The organism is Arthrobacter sp. yr096 (assembly GCF_900108925.1).
Taxonomy (GTDB): domain Bacteria; phylum Actinomycetota; class Actinomycetes; order Actinomycetales; family Micrococcaceae; genus Arthrobacter.
This window is the reverse complement of sequence record NZ_FNYI01000001.1, coordinates 505,600-526,680: the sequence shown is the minus strand read 5'-3', so window position 1 is coordinate 526,680 and position 21,081 is coordinate 505,600. Positions and strand designations below refer to the sequence as shown.

The following is a 21,081-nucleotide window of genomic DNA, read 5'->3' as shown; positions in this document are numbered from 1 at the left end:
CGTGGACACTCCAGTACTGTTCTTTTCCGCGATTGCTTCATGTGCTGCCGCCCTCCTGATTCTCGTCGTCGTGGTGATGAAGCCCCGCAACGGAAGCATTCCCCTGGAGCGCCGCCGCCTGGGCTTCACCCCGGACGAGTCGGCGTTGGGGCGAGTATCCCAGTCTGCCGTCCAAGTGGTTGACACTGCCCTTGGCCGTTCGGGAGGACCTTACAACAGGGAGGTTTTATACAACGCAGGTGTGAAGCAGTCTCCAGCTGACTTTACGGTTCTGGTAGCCCTCGCCACCGTGATGCTGGGCATCCTGGGGGCGCTGCTGACCAATCCCCTGATCGGCGTCATGGCTGCCATAACAACCCCCTTTGCGGCAAAACTGGTTCTGGTCTATCGAACCGAGAAGCGTCGATCCAAATTTGAAACGCAATTGACCGACACCATACAGATGCTGATCGGCGGGCTTCGTGTTGGCCACAGCATCATGCGGTCGCTTGAGGCCGCGGCCCAGGAGTCTCAAGGTCCGACATCAGAAGAACTGGCCCGGATCGTCAATGAAGTGAGGATTGGCAAGGACGCCCGCCAAGCAATAGATGATTGCGCGGCCCGCATGGACAGCGAGGACTTTCGCTGGATCGGCCAGGCTATACAAATCAACCGCGAAGTCGGTGGAGACCTGGCAGAAGTTTTGGAACAAGTGGCGGGCACTATCCGCGAACGCAGTGAAATTAAGGGCCACGTCCGATCCCTGAGTGCTGAGGGCAGGATGTCTGCCGTCATCCTGATGGCATTGCCTGTTGGTGTTGGCGCGGTACTTGGCGTTATCAACCCGGGGTATCTGCGGGTTTTCGTCCACCACCCCGTCGGAATCGGATTAACCGTCCTGAGCTGCGTGCTCTTCGTCGTCGGGGGCTTCTGGATGAACCGCACCGTAAAGATCAAGTTCTAGGAGGTAAGTGACATGTCGACCCATGTGTGGCTGATCATCGCCGCGATTGTTCTTCCACTCGCCTACTTTGTCTGGTCCTTGGCCACCATCGACCGCAAGGGCATTGTGGCCATTAACACCAACCTCGGGTCGGGCTTCGCGCAGGGGGCCGGCGTCACCATCCAGCGGCCTCCCATGCTGCTTGGTGTCGCCCGGAAACTGACGCCAGGAAGTTACGAAGCCAAACTTGACCACTGGCTGGCACTTGCGGGGCGCCCGAAGTCCATGCCCCTCACTAAGCTCATTGCAATCAAGCCGATGATGGCGGCCGTCGGCGCCCTCTTCAGCATCCTGCTGTTCGTTGCAAACCCCAGCCCCACGGTTGTTGGGTTTGGTCTTTTCCTCTCGCTGTTTCTTTACTTCATTCCCGACCTGTTGGTCTACAACCAAGGCGCCAAACGGCAGGAAGCCATGAAGATGGAGTTTCCCAATACCCTCGACCAGATGTTGATTTCGGTTGAGGCGGGACTTGGTTTCGAGTCTGCCATGGAACGGGCATCCGCTCAGGGGACTGGTCCGCTGGCACATGAACTCATGAGGACCCTCCAAGACATCCAAGTAGGGAGGCCCCGGCAGGAGGCCTACGAGGCGTTGGCGGACCGTTCGACTGTGACGGACGTCCGCAGTTTCGTTCTTGCGGTCATTCAAGCAGACAAGTATGGAATCGGCATCGCCAACGTACTGCGTGCGCAGGCCAAACAAGCCCGTGTCAAGCGGCGTCAGAATGCAGAAGAGAAAGCCATGAAGTTGCCGGTCAAGGTTCTTTTCCCCCTGCTGTTCTGTATCTTCCCGGTACTCTTCATCATCCTTCTGGGCCCCGCAGGTATCAGAATCATGGAGGCATTCAGCTGACCCTGCCGTGCAGGAAATAGACCGGCACTTCGTGGATCCCAGACCACGGAGTGCCACAACGGCCCCCTTCCGGTACCCAGAGCCGGGAGGGGGTCCTCCAACGCCCGGACTGAAAGAAGACTACTCCCGCCGAGCCCGTGTCAGCTCAGCCCGGGCCAGGAGTTCACTGTCCGACGGGTAGGCCACTTCCTCCAGCACCAACGGGTGCGGGGCAGCCAGGACAGATTTGGCGTCGCGTTTCCGCTCCAGCAGGCGGTGGTGCAACCACGCCGGAGACTCAAGCTCCTCCCCCACACGCAGCGCAGAGCCCACCAGGGAACGCACCATGTTGTGGCAGAAAGCGTCGGCCTGCACTGTGGCTGTAATGACGCCGTCGCTCCCCCGGGAGAAGGCAAACTTCTGCAGCTCGCGGATGGTGGTGGCACCTTCGCGGGGTTTGCAATAAGAACGGAAGTCCTGAAGCCCCAGCAGCGAAGACGCACCCTCGTTCATCACAGAAACATCCAGCGGCGCTTTGTGCCACAGAGTGATGCCGCGGAGAACCGGATCCCACCGTTCAGGACCGTCAGCAATCCGGTAACTGTACCTTCGCCACAACGCCGAAAAGCGGGCGTCGAACCCTTCCGGCGCCAGACCGGCGTCGTGCACCTCCACAGCACCGGTGAGGCCACCAAGGATGCGGCTCAAGGCTCCGCGCAACCGCCGTAGAAGCGCGACGGCGGGATCAAGTTCGTGCCCGCGCGGCAGTGACAGCCACTCGGCTTCAGTCAGGTCCAGATGAACCACTTGGCCGCGGGCGTGGACGCCGGCGTCGGTCCGGCCTGCGACTGTTACGCGAACGGGCCGTTGCAACAGGAGCCCCAACGCTTCCTCCAGCGAACCCTGCACCGTCCGAAGCCCTGGCTGCAATGCCCAACCGTTGAAGGGTCCGCCATCGTACGAAAGATCAAGCCGGACACGCAAAAACCCGCCGCCCCCCAAAACGGGGGCAGCGGGTTTTCGTTCGTTCATAGACTCAAGTCTACTGCGAAGAATTCAGTGAATTACTTCTTGTCCTCAGCGGCCGGAGCCTCTTCGGTTTCAGCAGCTTCAGCTTCAGTTGCCTCTGCCTCAGCGGCCGGAGCCTCTTCGGTTTCAGCAGCTTCGGTCTCTACGGCTTCGGTCTCAACGACCTCTTCCTCGGCAGCCGGAGCAGCCTTGGCAGCGGCAGCGGTTGCTTCAGCAACAACGGCCTGCTTCGGGGAAACCGGCTCGAGAACGAGCTCGATGACAGCCATGGGAGCGTTGTCGCCCTTGCGGTTGCCGATCTTGGTGATGCGGGTGTAGCCACCATCGCGGTTGGCAACAGCGCCGGCGATGTCGGTGAACAGCTCGTGGACAACGCCCTTGTCGCTGATCAGGCCGAGAACGCGGCGGCGGGAAGCGAGGTCGCCACGCTTGGCGAAGGTGACCAGACGCTCTGCGTACGGCTTGAGGCGCTTGGCCTTGGTGACCGTGGTGGTGATGCGCTTGTGCTCAAAGAGAGCAGCTGCCAGGTTCGCGAGCATCAGGCGCTCGTGAGCCGGGCCGCCTCCGAGGCGCGGACCCTTAGTGGGGGTAGGCATAGTTATTTCTCCTGTTATGTAAGCCGATCAGGTCCATTGCTGGACCCGGCGGCCAAGATCTGCTGTTTAGAGCTCGTCGTCGCTGAACGCGGCGTCGTCCTCTTCGATGGCTGCGGCGCGGGCTGCGAGATCGAAACCGGGAGGGGAGTCCTTGAGGGACAGACCCAGTTCCACGAGCTTTGCCTTGACCTCGTCAATGGACTTCGCACCGAAGTTACGAATGTCCATCAGGTCAGCCTCGGAGCGGGCAACGAGTTCACCCACGGTGTGGATGCCCTCACGCTTGAGGCAGTTGTAGGAACGGACGGTGAGGTCCAGATCCTCGATCGGCAGAGCCATGTCCGCTGCCAGGGCAGCGTCCGTCGGCGACGGGCCAATCTCGATACCTTCAGCTGCGGTGTTCAGCTCACGAGCCAGACCGAACAGTTCCACCAAGGTGGTGCCTGCGGAAGCAACAGCATCGCGCGGGGCGATAGCCTGCTTGGTCTCGACGTCGACAATGAGCTTGTCGAAGTCGGTGCGCTGCTCAACACGGGTAGCTTCCACGCGGAAAGTTACCTTCATGACCGGCGAGTAGATCGAGTCAACCGGAATACGGCCGATCTCGGAGTCGCCGGACTTGTTCTGAGCTGCCGAAACGTAGCCACGGCCGCGCTCGATGGTCAGTTCGAGTTCGAACTTGCCCTTCGAGTTCAGAGTGGCAATGTGCAGATCCGGGTTGTGGAATTCGACGCCGGCCGGCGGAGCGATGTCCGCGGCGGTGACGACTCCGGGGCCCTGCTTGCGCAGGTAAGCAACAACCGGCTCATCGTGCTCGGAGGAAACCGAAAGGTTCTTGATGTTCAGGATGATCTCGGTGACATCTTCCTTGACACCCGGAACCGTGGTGAACTCGTGCAGCACGCCATCGATCCGGATGCTGGTTACAGCGGCACCGGGGATGGAGGAGAGCAGGGTACGGCGGAGGGAGTTTCCGAGGGTGTAGCCGAAGCCCGGCTCCAGCGGTTCAATGATGAAACGGGAGCGGTTCTCGGATACAACTTCTTCAGACAGGGTGGGGCGCTGTGCAATGAGCACTTAGGTTTCCTTTCGGCGAGCATCCGCTATATGACGCAACACAGGTGGTGGAAATCGGCTTCGGTTTCCAGCCTGACCAGCCGGGCCATGCTGATGAATGATCTAAACCATCCATAGCAGGCCCGGCCGGTCAGGCGGGGAAGACCTAATTAGACGCGGCGGCGCTTCGGCGGGCGGCAACCGTTGTGGGCGCTGGGGGTGACGTCCTGGATGGAGCCAACCTCGAGGCCAGCGGCCTGAAGCGAACGGATTGCGGTTTCGCGTCCGGATCCCGGGCCCTTGACGAATACGTCAACCTTGCGCAGACCGTGCTCCTGAGCGCGCTTTGCAGCAGCTTCGGCAGCCATCTGGGCAGCGAACGGGGTGGACTTACGGGAGCCCTTGAAGCCAACCTCACCGGCGGAAGCCCATGAGATTACAGCACCGTTCGGGTCCGTGATGGACACGATGGTGTTGTTAAAGGTGCTCTTGATGTGCGCCTGGCCAAGCGCAATATTCTTCTTATCCTTGCGACGCGGCTTACGAACCGCTCCACGAGTCTTCGGGGGCATTGTTTCTCCTACAGAAAGTTATCGGGGGAAAACCGGATCAATCCCGAGGGATTAACGTCCGGCCTTCTTCTTGCCGGCGACGGTGCGCTTCGGGCCCTTGCGGGTACGAGCGTTGGTCTTCGTACGCTGACCGCGTACGGGCAGGCCCTTGCGGTGGCGCAGGCCTTCGTAGCTGCCGATCTCTACCTTGCGGCGGATGTCAGCGGCTACCTCGCGGCGAAGGTCACCCTCAACCTTGTAGTTGCCTTCAATGTAGTCACGCAGCTGGACCAGTTCGGCGTCAGTCAGGTCCTTGACGCGAACGTCAGCGCTGATGCCGGTGGCAGCCAGGGTTTCGTGTGCACGGGTCTTGCCCACGCCGTAGATGTAAGTAAGCGCAATTTCCAACCGCTTTTCGCGGGGAATGTCTACGCCAGCGAGACGAGCCATAGTGGCAGTACTCCTTGAATAAACCGGAGGTCGTAGGCAGTACACCCACACGTTCAGTGTGGCCCCAGCCTCCGACCGGGGGTTCGCTGACCAGGCTCTGTAATGCAGTCCTGGCACAGCTTGTGCTGCCTTTATTTACTTGCGTGGGCTAGCAGCCCAGGTTTGTCCTTGCGGACGCAGATTCCCTAAGGGGAATTAGCCCTGGCGCTGCTTGTGGCGCGGGTTCTCGCAGATCACCATGACCCGGCCGTTACGGCGGATCACTTTGCACTTGTCGCAGATCTGCTTGACGCTCGGCTTGACCTTCATGGCGTTCCTTTGCGTGTTTTGCAGTTGATCTGCTGGAGCGGCTTAGGCACTGTTGCCTTGCCGCCCAGCAATTTACTTGTAGCGGTAGACGATACGACCACGTGTGAGGTCGTATGGGCTCAGCTCAACCACTACCCGGTCCTCGGGGAGGATTCGAATGTAGTGCTGTCGCATCTTCCCAGAGATGTGTGCGAGAACGACGTGCTTATTGGTGAGCTCAACACGAAACATCGCATTGGGCAGCGCCTCAGTCACAACGCCCTCGATCTCAATGACCCCGTCCTTCTTGGCCATATCCTCCGCTAACTGTTGTTTGCCACCGTCCTTCAGTTAGGCACCGAAGATCCAGCGGACGTTTTTTGTTTGCTTGGCCCTCTTGGAACCACGACACCAAAAAGGGCGTGGCTGCACAGACAACCAACAAATAACTCTACGCCAATCAGGCCGGAAAGTTAAATCCGTCCATGGTAGCGCAAGCACCCGCTGTCGTCACCCTCCCGATGGCCGGAACGCCGGGAATTCACCTGCCGTTGTGGTGACGCTTTCGGCCGAGCGCACGCCGTCCAGAATCGCCAGCCGAACGGCCTCTGCCGCCGCACTTTGGAGAGTAATCAGTGATACTTGCCGCGCCTCTTCGGTACTGCGGTCAAGCTCGACGGCGCCGGTCGCCAAGGCGAACACGGTATCGCCGTCCGCAAGGGTATGGGACGGATCCAAGGCCCGGGCCAGGCCTGCATGGCCTGCAGAGGCAGTCCTCTTGCACTCGGCCACGTCCAAGACAGCATTGGTGGCGATCACCACAAGGGTCGTGTTAAGCCCCTGCTCGCCCGCCGACGACTGCGTGCCGATCCCCAGTCCGACTGGCGCTCCCAGCGCATTTACCACCGCAATGGCACCAACCAGCACACCGCCGTCCAGAGTGATCGATGAGGTACCGATCCCGCCCTTGTAGTGCCCGCGGGCAACAACAGCCCCAGTCCCGGCACCCACGTTTCCACGCTCGACGGCGGCATGGTCACCGGAAGCGAACGCCGCGGCAGCAGCCTGGTAACCCATCTCCGCACCGGGTCGCGCCTTGACGTCGCCACCCCTGCCAAGGTCAAAGATGGCCGCGGCCGGAACGATCGGCACCACAGTCCCCGGAACAGCAAAACCCCTGCCCTGCTCCTCGCACCACAGCTGAGCACCTGTCGCCGACGCCAACCCAAAGGCACTGCCCCCGGTCAACACCACGGCATCAACGGTGGACACCAACGTCGTCGGATCAAGGGCATCAGTCTCATGCGTCCCGGGACCTCCCCCACGCACGTCCACGGAACCTACGGTCCCCACAGGAGGGAGCACCACAGTGACGCCGCTGAGCCACCCATCCCCCACCCTCTGCACATGCCCAACCCGTATGCCGGCAACATCGGTGATCGAATTCATGGCTCCATTCTCCACCTGCCGGGAGCAGAGCGAACTGGCGGTGCGCCGGGACCCGCCTCCACGCGTCAAAGGTGGGCCCACGACGGCCGGATTCCCTGGCCGAGCTTGCGAGGTAAGGGGGCCGTGGGGACGGCACGACCGAGCGCGCCGAGGGTTGCGCCCCGGCTGGCATCGCCAGCGCGGGAATGTGCTGCGACAAGTGGGAGCCGTGCCTCAAATACGAACACGCGAGAAACGCTGAGTAAACGGGTTGGGAAGTGTAAGACAACTATCGCCAAGGGATCCCCTTTTGGACCGATCCGGGACATCGCGTGTGGTGAGCTAGGCCTGTCTTCGCCGCCCCGATCCGGGAGCTGGCGTCCCACATTCGCCCGAAAACGATAGTGACCCATGACTGCCCCCTTGATTCACAACAGCAGCACCGCGCCCGCAGACAGGCTGCCGGCATCGCCGTCTGCCCCGCCCGCACCTGCCAGCAAGCCCAGCCCGGAAAGACGTCGCTGGTCCGGCCGCAGCCGTAAGGATTTCCTGGTCTTCCTGGCCATGGCCCTGCCCAACCTGGTCCTGATCGGAACCTTCACGTATTGGCCACTCATCAACAACATCTACTACTCCACGTTGGACTGGACGCTCGGTTCGGCCTCGGCCACAGTGGTTGGACTGCAGAACTACGTCACGTTCTTCACCAGCGAGGATGCCTCCAAAGTCCTGGGGACCACTGCCGTTTTCACGCTGATAACCGTGGGCGGTTCCATGGTGCTCGGATTGCTGGTTGCCCTCGCTCTGAATTCAAAGGTCCGTGGCACAACGTTTGCCCGGTCTGCCGTGTTCGCACCCTACGTGCTGTCCGGGGTGGGCGTGGGGCTCGTGTGGCTGTTCATCTTCGATCCCGGGTACGGCGTGCTCGCCTGGATACTCCGTGGCATGGGGCAGCAGAGCCCGCAGTGGATCAACGATCCCCAGCTTTCCTTGGTGATGGTGATCATTGTGTACATCTGGAAGAACCTGGGCTATTGCGCGGTGGTCTACCTTGCTGGCTTGCAATCCCTTCCACGGGACGTCATGGAAGCCGCGGCACTGGATGGGGCAAATGGCCTGCGCCGTTTCCTCAACATCTCCCTCCCGCTCCTCTCACCCACCACGTTCTTCCTCCTGATCACCACCATGCTCAGCTCGCTGCAGGCATTCGACCTGATCCGCATCATGACACCCCTGGGAAACGGCACCAGCACACTGATCTACGAGGCATACCTGCAGGCCTTCGGGGCGTATAACAGGGCAGGATACTCCGCCGCAATCTCGGTGGTCCTTTTCGCCATCCTGCTGGTTATTACGGTCCTGCAACTGCGGTTCGTCGAGCGAAAGGTCCACTACTCATGAGCGCGCCGTCACCAGCCGCCGTCGTTATTTCCCACGAACCGGAGTCACGGCAGGAACTGCCGCGCCCGCTCTCCAGAGCGAACCTGCTCCAGACTGTTGCCACCGGTTACCTTCCCCTGGTCATTGCCACCCTGGTGGTGTTCCTGCCACTGCTGTGGATGCTGTTGAGCTCCTTCAAGCAACCGGGCGAGATTGTCACCATGGACCTGAGGATCCTGCCCGAGTCACTGAACCTGCAGAACTACGTCACCGCGATGACCACCGTGCCCTTCGCACAGTTCTTTGCCAACAGCCTCATCGTCACGGTGGTGGGATCATCCATCAAGGTCATCCTGGCCATCCTGACCGCCTACGCGCTGGTTTTTGTCCGTTTCCCGTTCAAGAACGTGATCTTCGTAGTGATACTGGTAGCCCTGATGGTGCCGGCACAAGTGTCCATCCTGCCCAACTACATCCTCATCGCAGGGATGGGAGGCAAGAACACCCTGTGGGGCATCATCCTTCCAGGCCTCGGGACGGCGTTCGGCACCTTCCTGCTGCGGCAACACTTCCTGACACTGCCGCCGTCCATCCTTGAAGCCGCCGAAATCGACGGTGCGGGCCACTGGCGACGCCTGTGGCAGATCATCGTTCCGGTGTCCGTCCCATCCATTGCGACCGTGGCGCTGGTGACCGTCGTCAGCGAATGGAACGACTACATTTGGCCGCTGATCATCACGGACCGCCCCGAAACCATGACACTTCCCGTAGGCCTGACGTTGCTGCAGAACTCTGAAGGCAACGGGGCCGGCTGGGGAATCCTCATGGCCGGAGCCGTTCTGGTGATCGTCCCCATCCTGCTGGTGTTCGCCGCGCTCCAGCGCTACATCGTTGCCGGCCTGACCCAGGGCAGTGTCACCGGCTGATTTCCAACGGCACCAATCGCATCGAAGTACCCCTAGTGAAAGTTATTGAGAGGAAGCACCATGCGCACCAACCTTGACCGCCGACATTTCCTGGGGCTGGCAGGCCTCGGAGCCGGAGCAGCCGCTTTGGCCGCTTGCGGCGGGCCCTCCACGGCGGGCACGGCAGACGCCGTCGACACTGCAGCCATCGACTTCACCGGCGTGAAGCCCGCGGCATCCATCGATTTCTGGACCAACCACCCGGGCAAGTCGCAGGACGTGGAGAAGGCGATCATTGAGAAATTCCACGCCAAATTCCCGGACATCAAGGTCAACCTGGTAACGGCAGGCGCCAACTACGAGGAAATTGCCCAGAAGTTCCAGACGTCACAGGCAGCCAAGACCGGCCTGCCGGGCCTGGTGGTTCTTTCCGACGTTTGGTGGTTCCGCTATTTCTCCAACGGCAGCATCATCCCCATTGATGGCCTGGTGAAGCAGTTGGACATCAAGATCGACGACTTCCAGAAGTCCTTGGTGGACGACTACAAGTACGACGACAAGCAATGGGCGCTCCCCTACGGCCGCTCCACGCCGTTGTTCTACTACAACAAGGACCATTTCAAAGCAGCCGGCCTGCCGGATCGCGCGCCGGCAACCTGGCAGGAATTCGCCGAGTGGGCCCCCAAACTCAAGGCCACCTCCGGCGCACAGTACGCCTACATCTACCCGGCCTTGGCTGGCTACGCGGGCTGGACTCTGCAGAACAACCTGTGGGGCTGGGGCGGCAGCTGGTCCAAGGACTGGGACATCACGTGTGACTCGAAGGAATCCGTAGCGGCACTCCAGTGGGCACAGGATTCCATCTACAAGGACGCCTGGGCGGGTGTTTCCTCCAAGGAAGCCGCTGATGACTTTGCCGCCGGTATTACCTCGTCCACCATTTCGTCCACCGGTTCACTCCTTGGTGTCCTGAAGGCGGCCAAATTCAACGTGGGCGTCGGCTTCCTGCCCGGCGGTCCCGAGGTACCCAGCGGTGTGTGCCCCACCGGCGGCGCCGGCCTGGGCATCCCGAGCGGCATCACCAAGGAAGAGCAACTGGCCGCTGCAACCTTCCTGAAGTTCATGACCGAGCCGGAAAACACCGCTGCTTTCTCCGCCGCCACTGGCTACATGCCAACCCGGCTGTCGGCGGACATGTCGGCCGTTCTCGCCGCCACACCGCAGATTAAGACCGCCATGGACCAGCTCGCGGCCACCAAGGTCCAGGACAACGCCCGCGTGTTCCTGCCGGGTGCGGACCAGGAGATGGCCAAGTCAGCGGCCAAGATCCTCACGCAACAGGGCGATGTGCAGGCAACCATGACTGAGTTGAAGAAGACGCTCGAGGGCATCTACACCAAGGACGTCAAGCCAAAGCTGAAAGCATAGTTCCTGCCGATAATGGAAGAGCCGGGCTGCTTCAGCAGCCCGGCTCTTTTCCCAACCGTTACGGGATCGGGACAGGCACGACGCCGAGGGGCACCAAGTGTTCGGCGCCTCCATCCGGGGCGGACAGAACCCAGATGCCCTTCTCGTGCACAGCTACCGAGTGTTCCCACTGGCAGGAGCGCTTGCCGTCGGTGGTCACCACAGTCCAGTCGTCGTCGAGTGTTGCTGTTTCGATGCCGCCACGTACCAACATGGGTTCGATCGCGAGGCAGAGGCCCGGGCGGATCTTGGGACCGCGGTGGCTGGTCCGGTAATTCAGGACATCCGGTGCCATGTGCATTTCGGAACCGATTCCGTGGCCGACGTAGTCTTCCAGGATGCCCAAGGGCTTGCCCGGGACAGAGGAGACGTAGTCATCGATGGCGTTCCCGATGTCCCCCACGAACTTCCCCTGGGCAAGAGCCGCGATGCCGCGCCACATTGCGGCCTCGGTGACATCGGAGAGCCGCTGGTCTTCCGGATCCACGGAGCCCACAATGACCGTCCGCGCCGAGTCTGAATGCCAGCCATCCACGATGCAGCCGCCGTCGATGGAGATGATGTCGCCATCGTTGAGGACACGGCCTCCGGGGATACCGTGGACTACTTCTTCGTTGACCGACGTGCAGATGGTGGCCGGGAATCCGTGATAGCCCAGGAAGTTCGATTTGGCTCCGGCGTCGTTGAGGACTGCGGCGAAGACATCATCCAGGTCTTTGGTGGTGACGCCGGGCTTGGCAGCCGCGACAGCCGCATCGAGTGCACGGCTCAGGACAAGTCCGGCCTGGTGCATGGTGCGCATCTGCTCGTTGGACTTGTATTCAATGCGGGGCTGACCGAACGCCATGTTCTCCTCTGGAAAGTTTGCTGTAGGAGCCGATCAGGCCCCATGCTTCAACCATTTTCCCGCATCAAGGACTGTGGTTGAAATTGGCTCGATTCCCAGCTCACCCCGGAGCCGGTCCAGCCGGTAGGTTCGCTCCCGCCCCAGCTGGCTCACTGCGTAGCGCGTCAGCATTGGCGGCCGGCCCCGGACGCTGGACACTACCTCCAACGCGCGAGCCAGCGCCATGGCTGCCGGCTCCGGAAGGTACGTGATGGGAACCCCGGCGTGACCGGAAAAGTCGAGGACTTGGCGGAGGACGCTGCCCAACTCCACGGGCTCCGCATCGCCTACATTGACAGCGCCCCGCACCTCCGACTCGCAGGCGGACAGGACAGTCCGCGTCAGGTTGTCCACGTGCGTCAGCTGATGCTTTACGCGTGCATGTCCGACGCTCAAGAGCCGGCCACGCCGAACATTGCTGACCAAACGCGGCAGGAGCGTCCGATCCCCCGGACCATAAATGCCGTGTGGGCGCAGCGCCACCGCGTTGCCATGTCTGCGGGCCTCCACATCTGCGAGCGCCTTGCTGCGTCCATAGGCGTTGAGGTGGCGCGCCGCCACCTCATCCTCGGCCCGATTGACACATGGCTCCCACCACGGATAAACGCTGGAACTGGAGATATGGACCAGCCGGGTTCCTGCGTAGGCCTCGGCAACGGCGCGCGTCCCCAGGACATTTGCCCGGTGGAAGAGGCCAGGGTCGCCCCAATCGGACACATGCGCACCGGCGTGGACCACGGCATCGACGCCGGGAAGCTGCGCCGGCGGGAGCCCTGTCAGGTCCCAGTAGTTCAATCCGGCTCCGGCGCGACGCGCGAATCGGACCACCTCCCACCCACGGGCTTCCGCGGCCTTGGCCACCGCTCCCCCCACAAAGCCGGTGGCTCCCGTCACCGCAATTTTCATGTCACAGCCTCGCTCAGGGGCCTGGAAGCGAACTCCTGCCGCAGTGCTACCCGGTCAGGCTTCCTGTGCCGCCCGATCGACGGGATGGCATCCAGGACTTCGATGTGGTCCGGAAGCGCGGATTCATCAATGAGCCTGGGGAGTTCCTTCAGAAGCCGGGACTTCACGGCCCCCGCAGACTCGCCGGCATCGGCCACCACAGCCAACCAGACTGCTTCGTCTCCGATGACATCCGGGACGCCCACCATCACCGCTTGCATGATTCCGGGCACACCGCTGATGACGGGCTCGTACAGTGCGGGGTAGATGTTCGTTTTGCCGCGGATGATCATGTCCTTTTTGCGCCCGATCATCACCAACCTCGGCTCGCCGGAATCACCGTGGTCCAGCCGCACCAAGTCACCGGTGGCATGTTCCAGCATGGGATCTTCGCCCAGATAGCCGCGGCACATGTTGGGCCCGTGGGCAAACAGTTCGTGGTCATCTGCCACCCGGATTCCGACGGCGGGAAGCGGCGCTCCGAGGAAGTCGCCTTCGCCGCTGCCATCCGGCGCAGTGAATTCCGCTTCTGTTCCGGAGGCGAACGCCAGCTTCTCCCGACCATCAGCTATGGCGATGGGCAGAACTTCAGTCATCCCATAGATGAGCTTGAAGTCGACCTCCGGCAACAACTTCATGGCGCGTTTCAGAAACGGCGCAAGAATGGGTGCTGCACCCAGCATGACGGTCCTGAGCGTACCGGGCAAGGTGACCGTGCCGTCCTCGATCGCGTGCAGGATGGGCGCCAATTGTGAGGGCACCAGAAAAAGGTGGGTGGCGCCGTCGTACTCTGTCTCCTTGCTTGTCACCGGTCCCAGTTCGCTGGCCAGGCGAAGCGGATCAATGTGTGCGGAGAACCCGTACGAGGGCATGGTCCAGTGGGCGCCGGCGATCAGGGCCGGGAGTCCCATCATGAGTTGTTCGGAATGGACCCGATCGCCCTCGCCAAAGGCACAGCGGCTGGTCAACTGCCCGAAGCCAGCGGCGAGTGTGCCCCTGGTGTGAATGACACCTTTGGGAGCACCCGTAGTCCCGGACGTAAAAATGATGACTGCTTCCTGATCGGAGGCATGATCCGCGCTTGGAGAGTTCCCCTCCGGCAGCGCCCCCTCCAATGGCGGTCCCTCCAACGCCGGCCCTTCCAACGGCGAAGCCAGAGCCTTCACCGGCGTCGCTCCCCTCGGGACGCCCGGGAGCCACGGCCCCGAATAGTAGTGGCGGACGTCCATGGCCCCATAGTCCGGGAGCAACAATCCCCGCTTGCGAGCCAGGGGCCGGAGCGGGCTCTTGGTGCTCAGCGAATACAGAAGCGACTCAGCGGCGGCCCAACGCGGTGCGGCGAGTTCTGCCCGGTCCCGAAAAAGCGAGGGACCGATTCCCGGGTCAATGAACACCACCGAACCACCCGCGCGGACAGCCCCGAGGGCCAGGATGAATGCTGCTGGACTGGGCCGCACCGAGAACAGCATGCGCTCCCCGGGTCCGAATCCATCGTGTCGGAGCCGGAGTGCAGTGGCTTCGATCCCGTCAACCAAGCCGCGGTAGGTGATGGTTCGTCCCGGCCGAACTGCGTTGCCCCCACGCCCCAGAACCCGCCGTACCCTGCCGGGCGCCGTGATGGCCGGAGCGTCGGGAACCCGATCCGCCGCAGCGAAGACGGCTGTAATCAGGTCAGTCTGGTCCACCGAATCATTGAGCATTGGACAACTCCAAACTTTTGTAACCCGGAATAAGCACACCCCTGCTGATCCGGCGTCCTGAAATTGTCCAAGGTTGCTCGATGTACCTGTTCAACAGCACATCCAGCGACGCGTGGATCTCCGCCATGGCAAGCGGCATGCCAATACAAAAGTGCGGGCCTGCACCGAACCAGAGTTGGCGGGCCTGCGGTGGCATGGCCCGGGACGGATCAAAGCCTCCCAGGCTTTTGGCCGCATGAATGGTGGACAACAGGATCCGGTCGCCGGCCCGGACAGCTGTCCCGCCGATGACCCCTGCCTCCACGGTGTCCCTCAACATCATGGGTGACGGCACCGTAAACCGGAGCGCCTCATTGATGGCGCCAGGAAGGGCTGAGCGGTCCTTAGCCAACATGCCAACACGCCCAGTGTCTGCCAATAATGCAACCAACCGCGGGACGAACGACACCAGGGTTTCTGTGCCCACCATCACAAAGGCGCTGATGATGCCCATCGCCTCATCCTCTGACATTCCCAGCTCGCGGAGCCTTCCAGGAAAAGTCCCGGGATCGCTGTCGCGGTAGGCGGCTGTGGCGGGTCCAGCCAAAATCCCGACGGCGGATCTCCCCTTCGCAATTTGCCTCACCGTCAGGGTGGGGCGCCCCAGCCGGACGAGGGATGAGATGGAGGAGCCAAGATTGAAAAGCTCCCTGTCCGGGAGCCTGCCGGGGGCGTTGTCCGGCACCCCGAGGAGGCGGGCGATCACTCCCCCGGCCAGCTCTTTGACACAGTCCACCAGGTCCAGTGCACGCCCTGAATCCAGCTCGCCATGGATCCGCGCGTGGAGGGCGCCCGCCGCCGGTTCCACGATGCCAGCCACCGATCGTGGAGTGAACAAGTCCCCCAGGCGCTGGCGCAGCTCCCGGTGTTCCGCGCCATCCATGTTTACCAGTGCCTTGGGTCCCACTACAGGGGTCCACAACGCACCCGAGCCTGTTGGGCCATTCTTGACGAACCGCTGCTGGTCCATGAGGACTTCCCGCACCAACCCCGCCTCACTGACCAACACCCCGAGCCCGGGCAACCGCAGCACCGGCCTTGCGTGTCCCAAACCTCTGATCAGGGGATACAACAAGGGATGCGCGCCCAGGTGGATGCGTTGCTCCCAACGCTCAGCAGTAACCGTTGGCGACGTCACCGGATATCCACATGCTCGGGGCGGTATCGATGGTCCGCGTACCACGCCAGAGTGTTTTTCAGGCCCCACGCTTTGACCCTGCGGGAGGAGCCAAACACCACCACGTCGCGTCGCAGCGCATACTTCCGGGTCAGCTTGCGGACCTGGTTGGAGAGTGCGCGGTCCTCATGGAGGTCTTCGATCCTGCTCCGGGGAAAGCCACCGGAGCGGTCATACATGGCCGCCGTAATGGCCATGTTGCAGCCAGGGAGCATTTGGTAGGGGCCCAGATAGCCGTCGCCCTTGTTGCCCGGACGGATACGGCCAAAGAATGACGCCACTTCCACAGCGAGCAACATCATGCGGCGCTCCCAAGGTGTGATGCCTTCGTCCAAGCGTGGAATCAACTGCCCGGCGATGAGTTCCAGGCCATCGTGAAAACCCGCCATGACCCGCGCCGTCCAGTCAGGCGCCGCCAGGCAGTCGGAATCCGTGCGTGCCAACCATTCGGCTCCATGCTCCACCCCGAAACGCATTCCCGTGTCCGCCGCGGCACCCGTGCCTTTCTGAGGTTCCCGGATCAACCGGATGTCCATGTCCGGATGTCCTTTCGCGAAGTCGGCAACGATGCCGCAACTGCGATCCACGGAGCCGTTGTCCACCACCACTACGGTGAAGTCCTGCAGCTCCTGTGCCGCCAGGGAATCAAGGGTCTGTTGGACCAGCTTTTCCTCGTTGAGCATGGGTACGGCGATGCATAGCGGACGGGTGGGCGCAGTGCTGCTCAGTCCTTCGCCGCTCATCCCGCTCCTGGGCTGCTGCATTGTCATAGACGCACCACGGCCATGCCCAGGCTCACGCCACCGGCCAGCCCCACCAAGGCCACGAGATCCCCCGGTCCGCAACGGCCGCTGTCCAGAGCAAGCTTCAATTGCAGGGGCAGGCTGGCCGAGGCCAGATTGCCAAAGTCTTCCACGGACGGAACCAGCAATTCGGTGGGGACGCCGGCCCGCTCAGCAAAGATCGACCTATAGGGGGCGCTGACCTGGTGCACGCACACCACGGTGAAATCGGTCCACGTCAAATCAAGGCCCGCCAGAGTCTGGTCCAGGACATCGCAGCCCAGATCCAGGAACGCGTCCTTCAGTTTCTCCCCATCCATGCTGAAATAACTGGCTTCAGGATCCCTGGGAAATGCAGACCCTCCCGCCGCGAGCGTCCCCACAGACCAGTGGCGGCTTCTCGCCGTGAAGGCCATGCCCAGAATTCCCGGAGCATCGTTGACCTCCGACGCTGGCGGGTCAGTCGCCTCCAGTAGCACGGCAGCGCCGGCGTCGCTCATGGTGTACCCGGGAAAGCTCGACGCAAAGGTCTCAAAGTCCGCCACAGACCATCGCACTGCCCTGGACGGGGACTCGCCGGTGGCCACCACCACTCGTGCATAGCGGCCCGCAGCAATCAGGGAATCCGCAACTTCCATTCCGTTCAGGAAGCTGTTGCAGGCGTTCTTGACGTCCATCACCGGGCAGCCGAGCCCCAGTTTCGCCGCAACCATATGACCTGTGGCAGGCTCCACCATGTCCTGGCTGGCCGAGGCAAAGATCAGCAAGTCCACGTCCGGGGCCTGCAGACCACACCCGGCCAGGACCTTCGCAGCAGCATTGGCGGCCAGATCCGACGCTTGTTCAGTATCCGCCATGACGCTCCGTGAGCGGATTCCTGTCACGCGGCCAATAAGACCCCTGGGGACCCGGAACCCGGGACTGGACTCGGCTATACGGCGCTCGACGGCGGACGTGTCCAGCCGGGCGGGTGGCAGGTATACCTCAAGCCCTGAAATCCGGCTGCGTCCTGATAGAGCTGTCTTCATGCGGTTCCCCCACAGTCTGCCGCGAAACGAAAAAGGGTGTGTCCCGCACCAATGGTACGGGACACACCCTTCGGCTCCACCGCCGGTGAACCGGCTATGTGGATAACACGCTAGACAGCCTTGGCCGACTCAATGGCCGTGAGGACACGATCGGTAACTTCGTCGATACCGCCGATGCCATCAACCTGTGTCAGGATGCCACGCTCGGCGTACTTGGCAACAACTGCTTCGGTCTGCTCGTGGTAGAGGTCCAGACGGTGACGGATCACAGTCTCGTTGTCGTCCGAGCGGCCGGTCTCCTTGGCACGACCCAGAAGACGGGCCACCAGTTCTTCGTCGTCGGCGGTCAGCTGGAGCACGACGTCGAGCTCCTGCTCACCCTCAGCGAGGATCTGGTCCAGGTAGTTAACCTGCGCAGTAGTGCGCGGGTATCCATCCAGGAGGAAGCCGTTCTCCACATCGCTCTGACCCAGGCGGTCACGAACCATGTTGTTCGTAACGCTGTCCGGAACGAAGTCGCCGGCGTCCATGTACTTCTTGGCTTCGATGCCCAAGGGGGTCTCGCCCTTGACGTTGGCACGGAAGATGTCGCCGGTGGAGATGGCGACTACGCCGAGGCGCTCGGAAATCCGCTCAGCCTGTGTACCCTTGCCCGAACCGGGAGGTCCAATGATCAGCATTCTCGTCATCGCAAAAGCCCTTCGTAGTGACGTTGTTGTAGCTGCGCATCAATCTGCTTGACGGTTTCCAGGCCCACACCCACCATGATCAGAATTGACGTGCCACCGAACGGGAAGTTCTGGTTGGCATTGATCAGGACGAGTGCAACCAGCGGAATCAACGCCACGAAGCCCAGGTAAAGGGCTCCAGGCAAAGTGATCCTGGAAAGCACGTATTGCAGGTAGTCCGCGGTCGGTTTACCCGCCCGGATGCCCGGAATGAACCCGCCGTACTTCTTCATGTTGTCCGACACTTCTTCAGGGTTGAAGGTGATGGCCACGTAGAAGTAGGTAAAGAACACAATCATGGCGAAGTAGAGCGCCATGTAGATGGGGTGGTCGCCACGGGTGAGGTTGTTGTTGATCCACTCAACCCACGGCGCGATCTGCTCCCCTGGTGCCGGCTGATTGAACTGCGAGATCAGGCCGGGCAGGTACAGCATGGAGGAAGCGAAGATGACGGGCACGACGCCGGCCATGTTCACCTTGATGGGGATGTAGGTGCTGGTGCCACCCACCGTGCGGCGACCAATCATGCGCTTGGCGTACTGCACAGGAACCCGGCGCTGGGACTGCTCCACGAAGACCACCAGGGCCACCGTCAGCAACCCGACAGCCAGAACGATGAAGAACGTTCCCGGTCCCTTGGTGTTCCAGATCGAACCCAGCGAACCGGGGAAGCTTGCAGCGATGGAGGTGAAGATCAGCAGCGACATTCCGTTGCCGACACCCTTTTCCGTTACCAGCTCGCCCATCCACATGATGAGGCCGGTACCGGCCGTCAAGGTGATGATGATGAGGATGGTGGTGATGATGCTTTCATCAGGAATGATGGGCAGGTTACAGCCCGGCAGCAACTGGCCGGATCGGGCCAAGGACACCAGCGTGGTGGCGTTCAACAGGCCGAGGGCAATGGTGAGGTACCGGGTGTACTGCGTCAACTTTGACTGACCCGAGGCGCCCTCTTCGTAGAGCTGCTGGAAGCGGGGAATAACCACCCGGAGCAACTGCACGATGATGCTCGCCGTGATGTAGGGCATGATGCCCAAGGCGAAGACTGAGACCTGCAGCAACGCGCCGCCGCTGAACAAGTTCACCAGCTGGTAGATGCCCTGCGAGGTGTCACCTGTGTTCAAGCATTGCTGGACATTCTGGTAGTTCACACCAGGCGAGGGGATGAAAGCTCCCAAGCGGAAGATTGTGATGATTCCCAGCGTGAACAACAACTTGCGTCGCAAATCAGGCGTCCGAAACGCCCGGCCGAATGCGCTTAGCAAGCGTCCTCCTGAGTAGAAAGTACAAGGATGTGATGGGGCTCAATGAAACCCAACAACCGAGTCTAACGTCTTGTGACGCCGTCTTAATAATCGAGAGTGCACAATCACGCAAAAAATCCCGGTACACAGGGCCGAAGCCCCGCATACCGGGATCTTTTTCAACGGGCCTCAGCCCCACTGGCTCTTAGAGAGCAGTGGTGCTTCCGCCTGCTGCAGCAATCTTCTCCGTAGCGCTGGCGGAGAATGCGTGGGCCGTAACATCAACCTTGACGGTGATGTCGCCGGTGCCAAGCACCTTGACGGGCTGGTTCTTGCGAACGGCGCCCTTCTCAACCAGGGACTCAACGGTGACGGTGCCACCTTCCGGGAACAGCTCGTTGAGCTTCTCCAGGTTCACAACCTGGAACTCAACCCGGAACGGGTTCTTGAAGCCGCGCAGCTTCGGCAGGCGCATGTGCAGCGGCAGCTGGCCGCCGGCAAAGCCAGCCTTTACCTGGTAGCGGGCCTTCGTACCCTTGGTACCGCGACCAGCGGTCTTACCCTTGGAGCCTTCACCACGACCAACACGGGTCTTGGCGGTCTTGGCACCCGGGGCGGGACGCAGGTGGTGGACCTTCAGAGCGTTCTGCTTCTCAGCAGTCTCTGCGGCGGTCTTGTTCTCTGCCATTACTTCGCCTCCTCTACATTCACGAGGTGCGGAACCGTGTTCAGCATGCCAACGGTCACGGCGTCAGCGTTACGGACAACAGTGTGTCCGATGCGCTTGAGACCGAGGGACCGAAGGGTCGCAATCTGGTTCTGCTTGGCGCCAATGACGCCCTTGATCTGGGTGATTTCCAACTTGGCGTCGGAGGGAGTCAGGTTCTTAGCCATGACTAAACACCTGCCTTCTGGTTCTGGAGCGCGCGCACCAGAGCAGCAGGAGCAACCTCGTCCAGCGGCAAGCCACGGCGGGCAGCCACGGAAGCGGGCTCTTCGAGCTGCTTCAGAGCGGCAACGGTCGCGTGAACGATGTTGATCGCGTTGGAAGAACCGAGCGACTTGGAGAGGATGTCGTGGATGCCCACGCACTCCAGTACAGCGCGGACCGGACCACCGGCAATAACACCGGTACCGGCAGAAGCCGGACGCAGCAGGACTACGCCTGCAGCAGCTTCACCCTGCACACGGTGCGGGATGGTGCTGCCAACGCGGGGAACGCGGAAGAAGGACTTCTTGGCCTCTTCAACGCCCTTGGCGATTGCTGCGGGAACTTCCTTGGCCTTGCCGTAGCCTACGCCGACCATACCGTTGCCGTCACCGACGACGACCAGGGCGGTGAAGCTGAAGCGACGACCACCCTTGACCACCTTGGCAACGCGGTTGATGGTGACAACGCGCTCTACGAACTGGCTCTTCTCGGCTTCACGACCGCCGTCGCGGCCACCACGGCCACCACGGTCGCCGCGGCCCTGGCCACGGTCGCCACGCTCGCCACGACGTCCGCCGCGGCGGTCATCGGTAGCGGGTGCGGTCTCAGTTGCTTCAGCAGCTACAGCTTCAGTCACCTGAATGTCCTTTTCGTT

Annotated in this window: 24 protein-coding genes; 5 read left to right on the top strand and 19 right to left on the bottom strand. The window is 61.7% G+C overall.

Annotation, left to right across the window (positions count from 1 at the left end; all coding sequences use genetic code 11):
• The first annotated feature begins 1 nt into the window (after window position 1).
• Window positions 2-943, top strand: coding sequence for a type II secretion system F family protein (locus BMY91_RS02520; RefSeq protein WP_090817810.1), 942 nt, complete (start codon window positions 2-4; stop codon window positions 941-943).
• 12 nt (window positions 944-955) lie between these two features.
• Complete coding sequence (locus tag BMY91_RS02515) at window positions 956-1,834, top strand: type II secretion system F family protein (RefSeq protein WP_090817807.1); 879 nt, start codon at window positions 956-958, stop codon at window positions 1,832-1,834.
• Between the two features lie 120 nt (window positions 1,835-1,954).
• Here BMY91_RS02515 and truA read toward each other — a convergent pair whose 3' ends face one another.
• The 8 genes from truA to BMY91_RS02475 all read right to left on the bottom strand — a co-directional run bounded on the left by truA (window position 1,955) and on the right by BMY91_RS02475 (window position 7,232).
• Window positions 1,955-2,845 (bottom strand): tRNA pseudouridine(38-40) synthase TruA, encoded by an 891-nt coding sequence (gene truA, locus BMY91_RS02510; protein WP_175538559.1) that lies wholly within the window; start codon window positions 2,843-2,845, stop codon window positions 1,955-1,957.
• Between the two features lie 32 nt (window positions 2,846-2,877).
• Entirely contained in the window at window positions 2,878-3,438 is a 561-nt protein-coding gene (gene rplQ / locus BMY91_RS02505; protein ID WP_090817804.1) for a 50S ribosomal protein L17, read from the bottom strand.
• A gap of 66 nt (window positions 3,439-3,504) precedes the next feature.
• Complete coding sequence (locus BMY91_RS02500) at window positions 3,505-4,515, bottom strand: DNA-directed RNA polymerase subunit alpha (protein WP_011775567.1); 1,011 nt, start codon at window positions 4,513-4,515, stop codon at window positions 3,505-3,507.
• Between the two features lie 149 nt (window positions 4,516-4,664).
• Window positions 4,665-5,066 (bottom strand): 30S ribosomal protein S11, encoded by a 402-nt coding sequence (rpsK, locus tag BMY91_RS02495; RefSeq protein WP_014922380.1) that lies wholly within the window; start codon window positions 5,064-5,066, stop codon window positions 4,665-4,667.
• A 51-nt stretch (window positions 5,067-5,117) separates the two neighbouring features.
• On the bottom strand, window positions 5,118-5,495 hold the full coding sequence (gene rpsM / locus BMY91_RS02490) for a 30S ribosomal protein S13 (RefSeq protein WP_011775569.1): 378 nt from the start codon (window positions 5,493-5,495) through the stop codon (window positions 5,118-5,120).
• Between the two features lie 195 nt (window positions 5,496-5,690).
• A complete protein-coding gene (gene rpmJ, locus BMY91_RS02485; protein WP_011775570.1) occupies window positions 5,691-5,804 on the bottom strand; it encodes a 50S ribosomal protein L36 in 114 nt (37 codons plus the stop codon).
• A 72-nt stretch (window positions 5,805-5,876) separates the two neighbouring features.
• Window positions 5,877-6,098, bottom strand: coding sequence for a translation initiation factor IF-1 (infA, locus tag BMY91_RS02480; protein ID WP_011775571.1), 222 nt, complete (start codon window positions 6,096-6,098; stop codon window positions 5,877-5,879).
• 195 nt (window positions 6,099-6,293) lie between these two features.
• Complete coding sequence (locus tag BMY91_RS02475; protein WP_177179831.1) at window positions 6,294-7,232, bottom strand: P1 family peptidase; 939 nt, start codon at window positions 7,230-7,232, stop codon at window positions 6,294-6,296.
• A 390-nt stretch (window positions 7,233-7,622) separates the two neighbouring features.
• On the opposite strand from BMY91_RS02475, the gene BMY91_RS02470 reads away from it, so the two are divergent.
• Genes BMY91_RS02470 through BMY91_RS02460 form a run of 3 tightly spaced genes read left to right on the top strand, consistent with a single transcriptional unit; the run spans window position 7,623 to window position 10,924 of the window.
• The gene (locus tag BMY91_RS02470) at window positions 7,623-8,612 is read left to right on the top strand and encodes a carbohydrate ABC transporter permease (protein ID WP_177179830.1); all 990 of its coding nucleotides are present in this window, start codon (window positions 7,623-7,625) and stop codon (window positions 8,610-8,612) included.
• Entirely contained in the window at window positions 8,609-9,517 is a 909-nt protein-coding gene (locus tag BMY91_RS02465) for a carbohydrate ABC transporter permease (RefSeq protein ID WP_090817801.1), read from the top strand. Before BMY91_RS02470 ends, BMY91_RS02465 begins: the two co-directional genes overlap by 4 nt.
• Window positions 9,518-9,577: 60 nt before the next feature.
• Window positions 9,578-10,924, top strand: coding sequence for an ABC transporter substrate-binding protein (locus BMY91_RS02460; RefSeq protein WP_090817798.1), 1,347 nt, complete (start codon window positions 9,578-9,580; stop codon window positions 10,922-10,924).
• A gap of 58 nt (window positions 10,925-10,982) precedes the next feature.
• Here the strand turns inward: BMY91_RS02460 and map are convergent, their stop codons facing one another.
• The 11 genes from map to rpsE form a co-directional block, all read right to left on the bottom strand.
• The gene (gene map / locus BMY91_RS02455) at window positions 10,983-11,810 is read right to left on the bottom strand and encodes a type I methionyl aminopeptidase (protein WP_090817796.1); all 828 of its coding nucleotides are present in this window, start codon (window positions 11,808-11,810) and stop codon (window positions 10,983-10,985) included.
• A 33-nt stretch (window positions 11,811-11,843) separates the two neighbouring features.
• Window positions 11,844-12,755 (bottom strand): NAD-dependent epimerase/dehydratase family protein, encoded by a 912-nt coding sequence (locus tag BMY91_RS02450; protein ID WP_256212528.1) that lies wholly within the window; start codon window positions 12,753-12,755, stop codon window positions 11,844-11,846.
• Window positions 12,752-14,494, bottom strand: a complete 1,743-nt coding sequence (locus BMY91_RS02445) for a class I adenylate-forming enzyme family protein (RefSeq protein ID WP_090817793.1) — start codon at window positions 14,492-14,494, stop codon at window positions 12,752-12,754. The genes BMY91_RS02450 and BMY91_RS02445 overlap by 4 nt, the downstream gene beginning before the upstream one ends.
• Entirely contained in the window at window positions 14,484-15,671 is a 1,188-nt protein-coding gene (locus BMY91_RS02440; protein WP_090817790.1) for a cytochrome P450, read from the bottom strand. The genes BMY91_RS02445 and BMY91_RS02440 overlap by 11 nt, the downstream gene beginning before the upstream one ends.
• Window positions 15,668-16,453 (bottom strand): glycosyltransferase family A protein, encoded by a 786-nt coding sequence (locus BMY91_RS02435; RefSeq protein ID WP_090817787.1) that lies wholly within the window; start codon window positions 16,451-16,453, stop codon window positions 15,668-15,670. The genes BMY91_RS02440 and BMY91_RS02435 overlap by 4 nt, the downstream gene beginning before the upstream one ends.
• 23 nt (window positions 16,454-16,476) lie before the next feature.
• On the bottom strand, window positions 16,477-17,520 hold the full coding sequence (locus BMY91_RS02430) for a 3-oxoacyl-ACP synthase III family protein (RefSeq protein WP_090817784.1): 1,044 nt from the start codon (window positions 17,518-17,520) through the stop codon (window positions 16,477-16,479).
• A 110-nt stretch (window positions 17,521-17,630) separates the two neighbouring features.
• The gene (locus BMY91_RS02425) at window positions 17,631-18,200 is read right to left on the bottom strand and encodes an adenylate kinase (RefSeq protein WP_177179847.1); all 570 of its coding nucleotides are present in this window, start codon (window positions 18,198-18,200) and stop codon (window positions 17,631-17,633) included.
• Between the two features lie 5 nt (window positions 18,201-18,205).
• Window positions 18,206-19,516, bottom strand: coding sequence for a preprotein translocase subunit SecY (gene secY / locus BMY91_RS02420; protein WP_090817778.1), 1,311 nt, complete (start codon window positions 19,514-19,516; stop codon window positions 18,206-18,208).
• Window positions 19,517-19,700: 184 nt separating this feature from the next.
• Entirely contained in the window at window positions 19,701-20,183 is a 483-nt protein-coding gene (rplO, locus tag BMY91_RS02415; protein ID WP_090817775.1) for a 50S ribosomal protein L15, read from the bottom strand.
• Window positions 20,183-20,389 carry a 50S ribosomal protein L30 gene (gene rpmD / locus BMY91_RS02410; RefSeq protein ID WP_090817772.1) on the bottom strand — a complete coding sequence of 69 codons (207 nt, stop codon included), beginning with the start codon at window positions 20,387-20,389 and terminating at the stop codon, window positions 20,183-20,185. Before rpmD ends, rplO begins: the two co-directional genes overlap by 1 nt.
• A 2-nt stretch (window positions 20,390-20,391) precedes the next feature.
• Window positions 20,392-21,063, bottom strand: coding sequence for a 30S ribosomal protein S5 (gene rpsE, locus BMY91_RS02405; RefSeq protein ID WP_011775581.1), 672 nt, complete (start codon window positions 21,061-21,063; stop codon window positions 20,392-20,394).
• Between the last annotated feature and the right edge of the window lie 18 nt (window positions 21,064-21,081).

What these genes read in the sequence shown, in the direction of transcription:
- BMY91_RS02515 (WP_090817807.1), top strand. Translation starts at nt 956, where the DNA reads ATGTCGACCCATGTGTGGCTGATCATCGCCGCGATTGTTCTTCCACTC.
- truA (WP_175538559.1), bottom strand. Translation starts at nt 2,845, where the DNA reads ATGAACGAACGAAAACCCGCTGCCCCCGTTTTGGGGGGCGGCGGGTTT.
- rplQ (WP_090817804.1), bottom strand. Translation starts at nt 3,438, where the DNA reads ATGCCTACCCCCACTAAGGGTCCGCGCCTCGGAGGCGGCCCGGCTCAC.
- rpsK (WP_014922380.1), bottom strand. Translation starts at nt 5,066, where the DNA reads ATGCCCCCGAAGACTCGTGGAGCGGTTCGTAAGCCGCGTCGCAAGGAT.
- rpsM (WP_011775569.1), bottom strand. Translation starts at nt 5,495, where the DNA reads ATGGCTCGTCTCGCTGGCGTAGACATTCCCCGCGAAAAGCGGTTGGAA.
- rpmJ (WP_011775570.1), bottom strand. Translation starts at nt 5,804, where the DNA reads ATGAAGGTCAAGCCGAGCGTCAAGCAGATCTGCGACAAGTGCAAAGTG.
- infA (WP_011775571.1), bottom strand. Translation starts at nt 6,098, where the DNA reads ATGGCCAAGAAGGACGGGGTCATTGAGATCGAGGGCGTTGTGACTGAG.
- BMY91_RS02475 (WP_177179831.1), bottom strand. Translation starts at nt 7,232, where the DNA reads ATGAATTCGATCACCGATGTTGCCGGCATACGGGTTGGGCATGTGCAG.
- BMY91_RS02470 (WP_177179830.1), top strand. Translation starts at nt 7,623, where the DNA reads ATGACTGCCCCCTTGATTCACAACAGCAGCACCGCGCCCGCAGACAGG.
- BMY91_RS02465 (WP_090817801.1), top strand. Translation starts at nt 8,609, where the DNA reads ATGAGCGCGCCGTCACCAGCCGCCGTCGTTATTTCCCACGAACCGGAG.
- BMY91_RS02460 (WP_090817798.1), top strand. Translation starts at nt 9,578, where the DNA reads ATGCGCACCAACCTTGACCGCCGACATTTCCTGGGGCTGGCAGGCCTC.
- map (WP_090817796.1), bottom strand. Translation starts at nt 11,810, where the DNA reads ATGGCGTTCGGTCAGCCCCGCATTGAATACAAGTCCAACGAGCAGATG.
- BMY91_RS02450 (WP_256212528.1), bottom strand. Translation starts at nt 12,755, where the DNA reads ATGAAAATTGCGGTGACGGGAGCCACCGGCTTTGTGGGGGGAGCGGTG.
- BMY91_RS02445 (WP_090817793.1), bottom strand. Translation starts at nt 14,494, where the DNA reads ATGCTCAATGATTCGGTGGACCAGACTGACCTGATTACAGCCGTCTTC.
- BMY91_RS02435 (WP_090817787.1), bottom strand. Translation starts at nt 16,453, where the DNA reads ATGAGCGGCGAAGGACTGAGCAGCACTGCGCCCACCCGTCCGCTATGC.
- BMY91_RS02430 (WP_090817784.1), bottom strand. Translation starts at nt 17,520, where the DNA reads ATGAAGACAGCTCTATCAGGACGCAGCCGGATTTCAGGGCTTGAGGTA.
- BMY91_RS02425 (WP_177179847.1), bottom strand. Translation starts at nt 18,200, where the DNA reads ATGCTGATCATTGGACCTCCCGGTTCGGGCAAGGGTACACAGGCTGAG.
- rplO (WP_090817775.1), bottom strand. Translation starts at nt 20,183, where the DNA reads ATGGCAGAGAACAAGACCGCCGCAGAGACTGCTGAGAAGCAGAACGCT.
- rpmD (WP_090817772.1), bottom strand. Translation starts at nt 20,389, where the DNA reads ATGGCTAAGAACCTGACTCCCTCCGACGCCAAGTTGGAAATCACCCAG.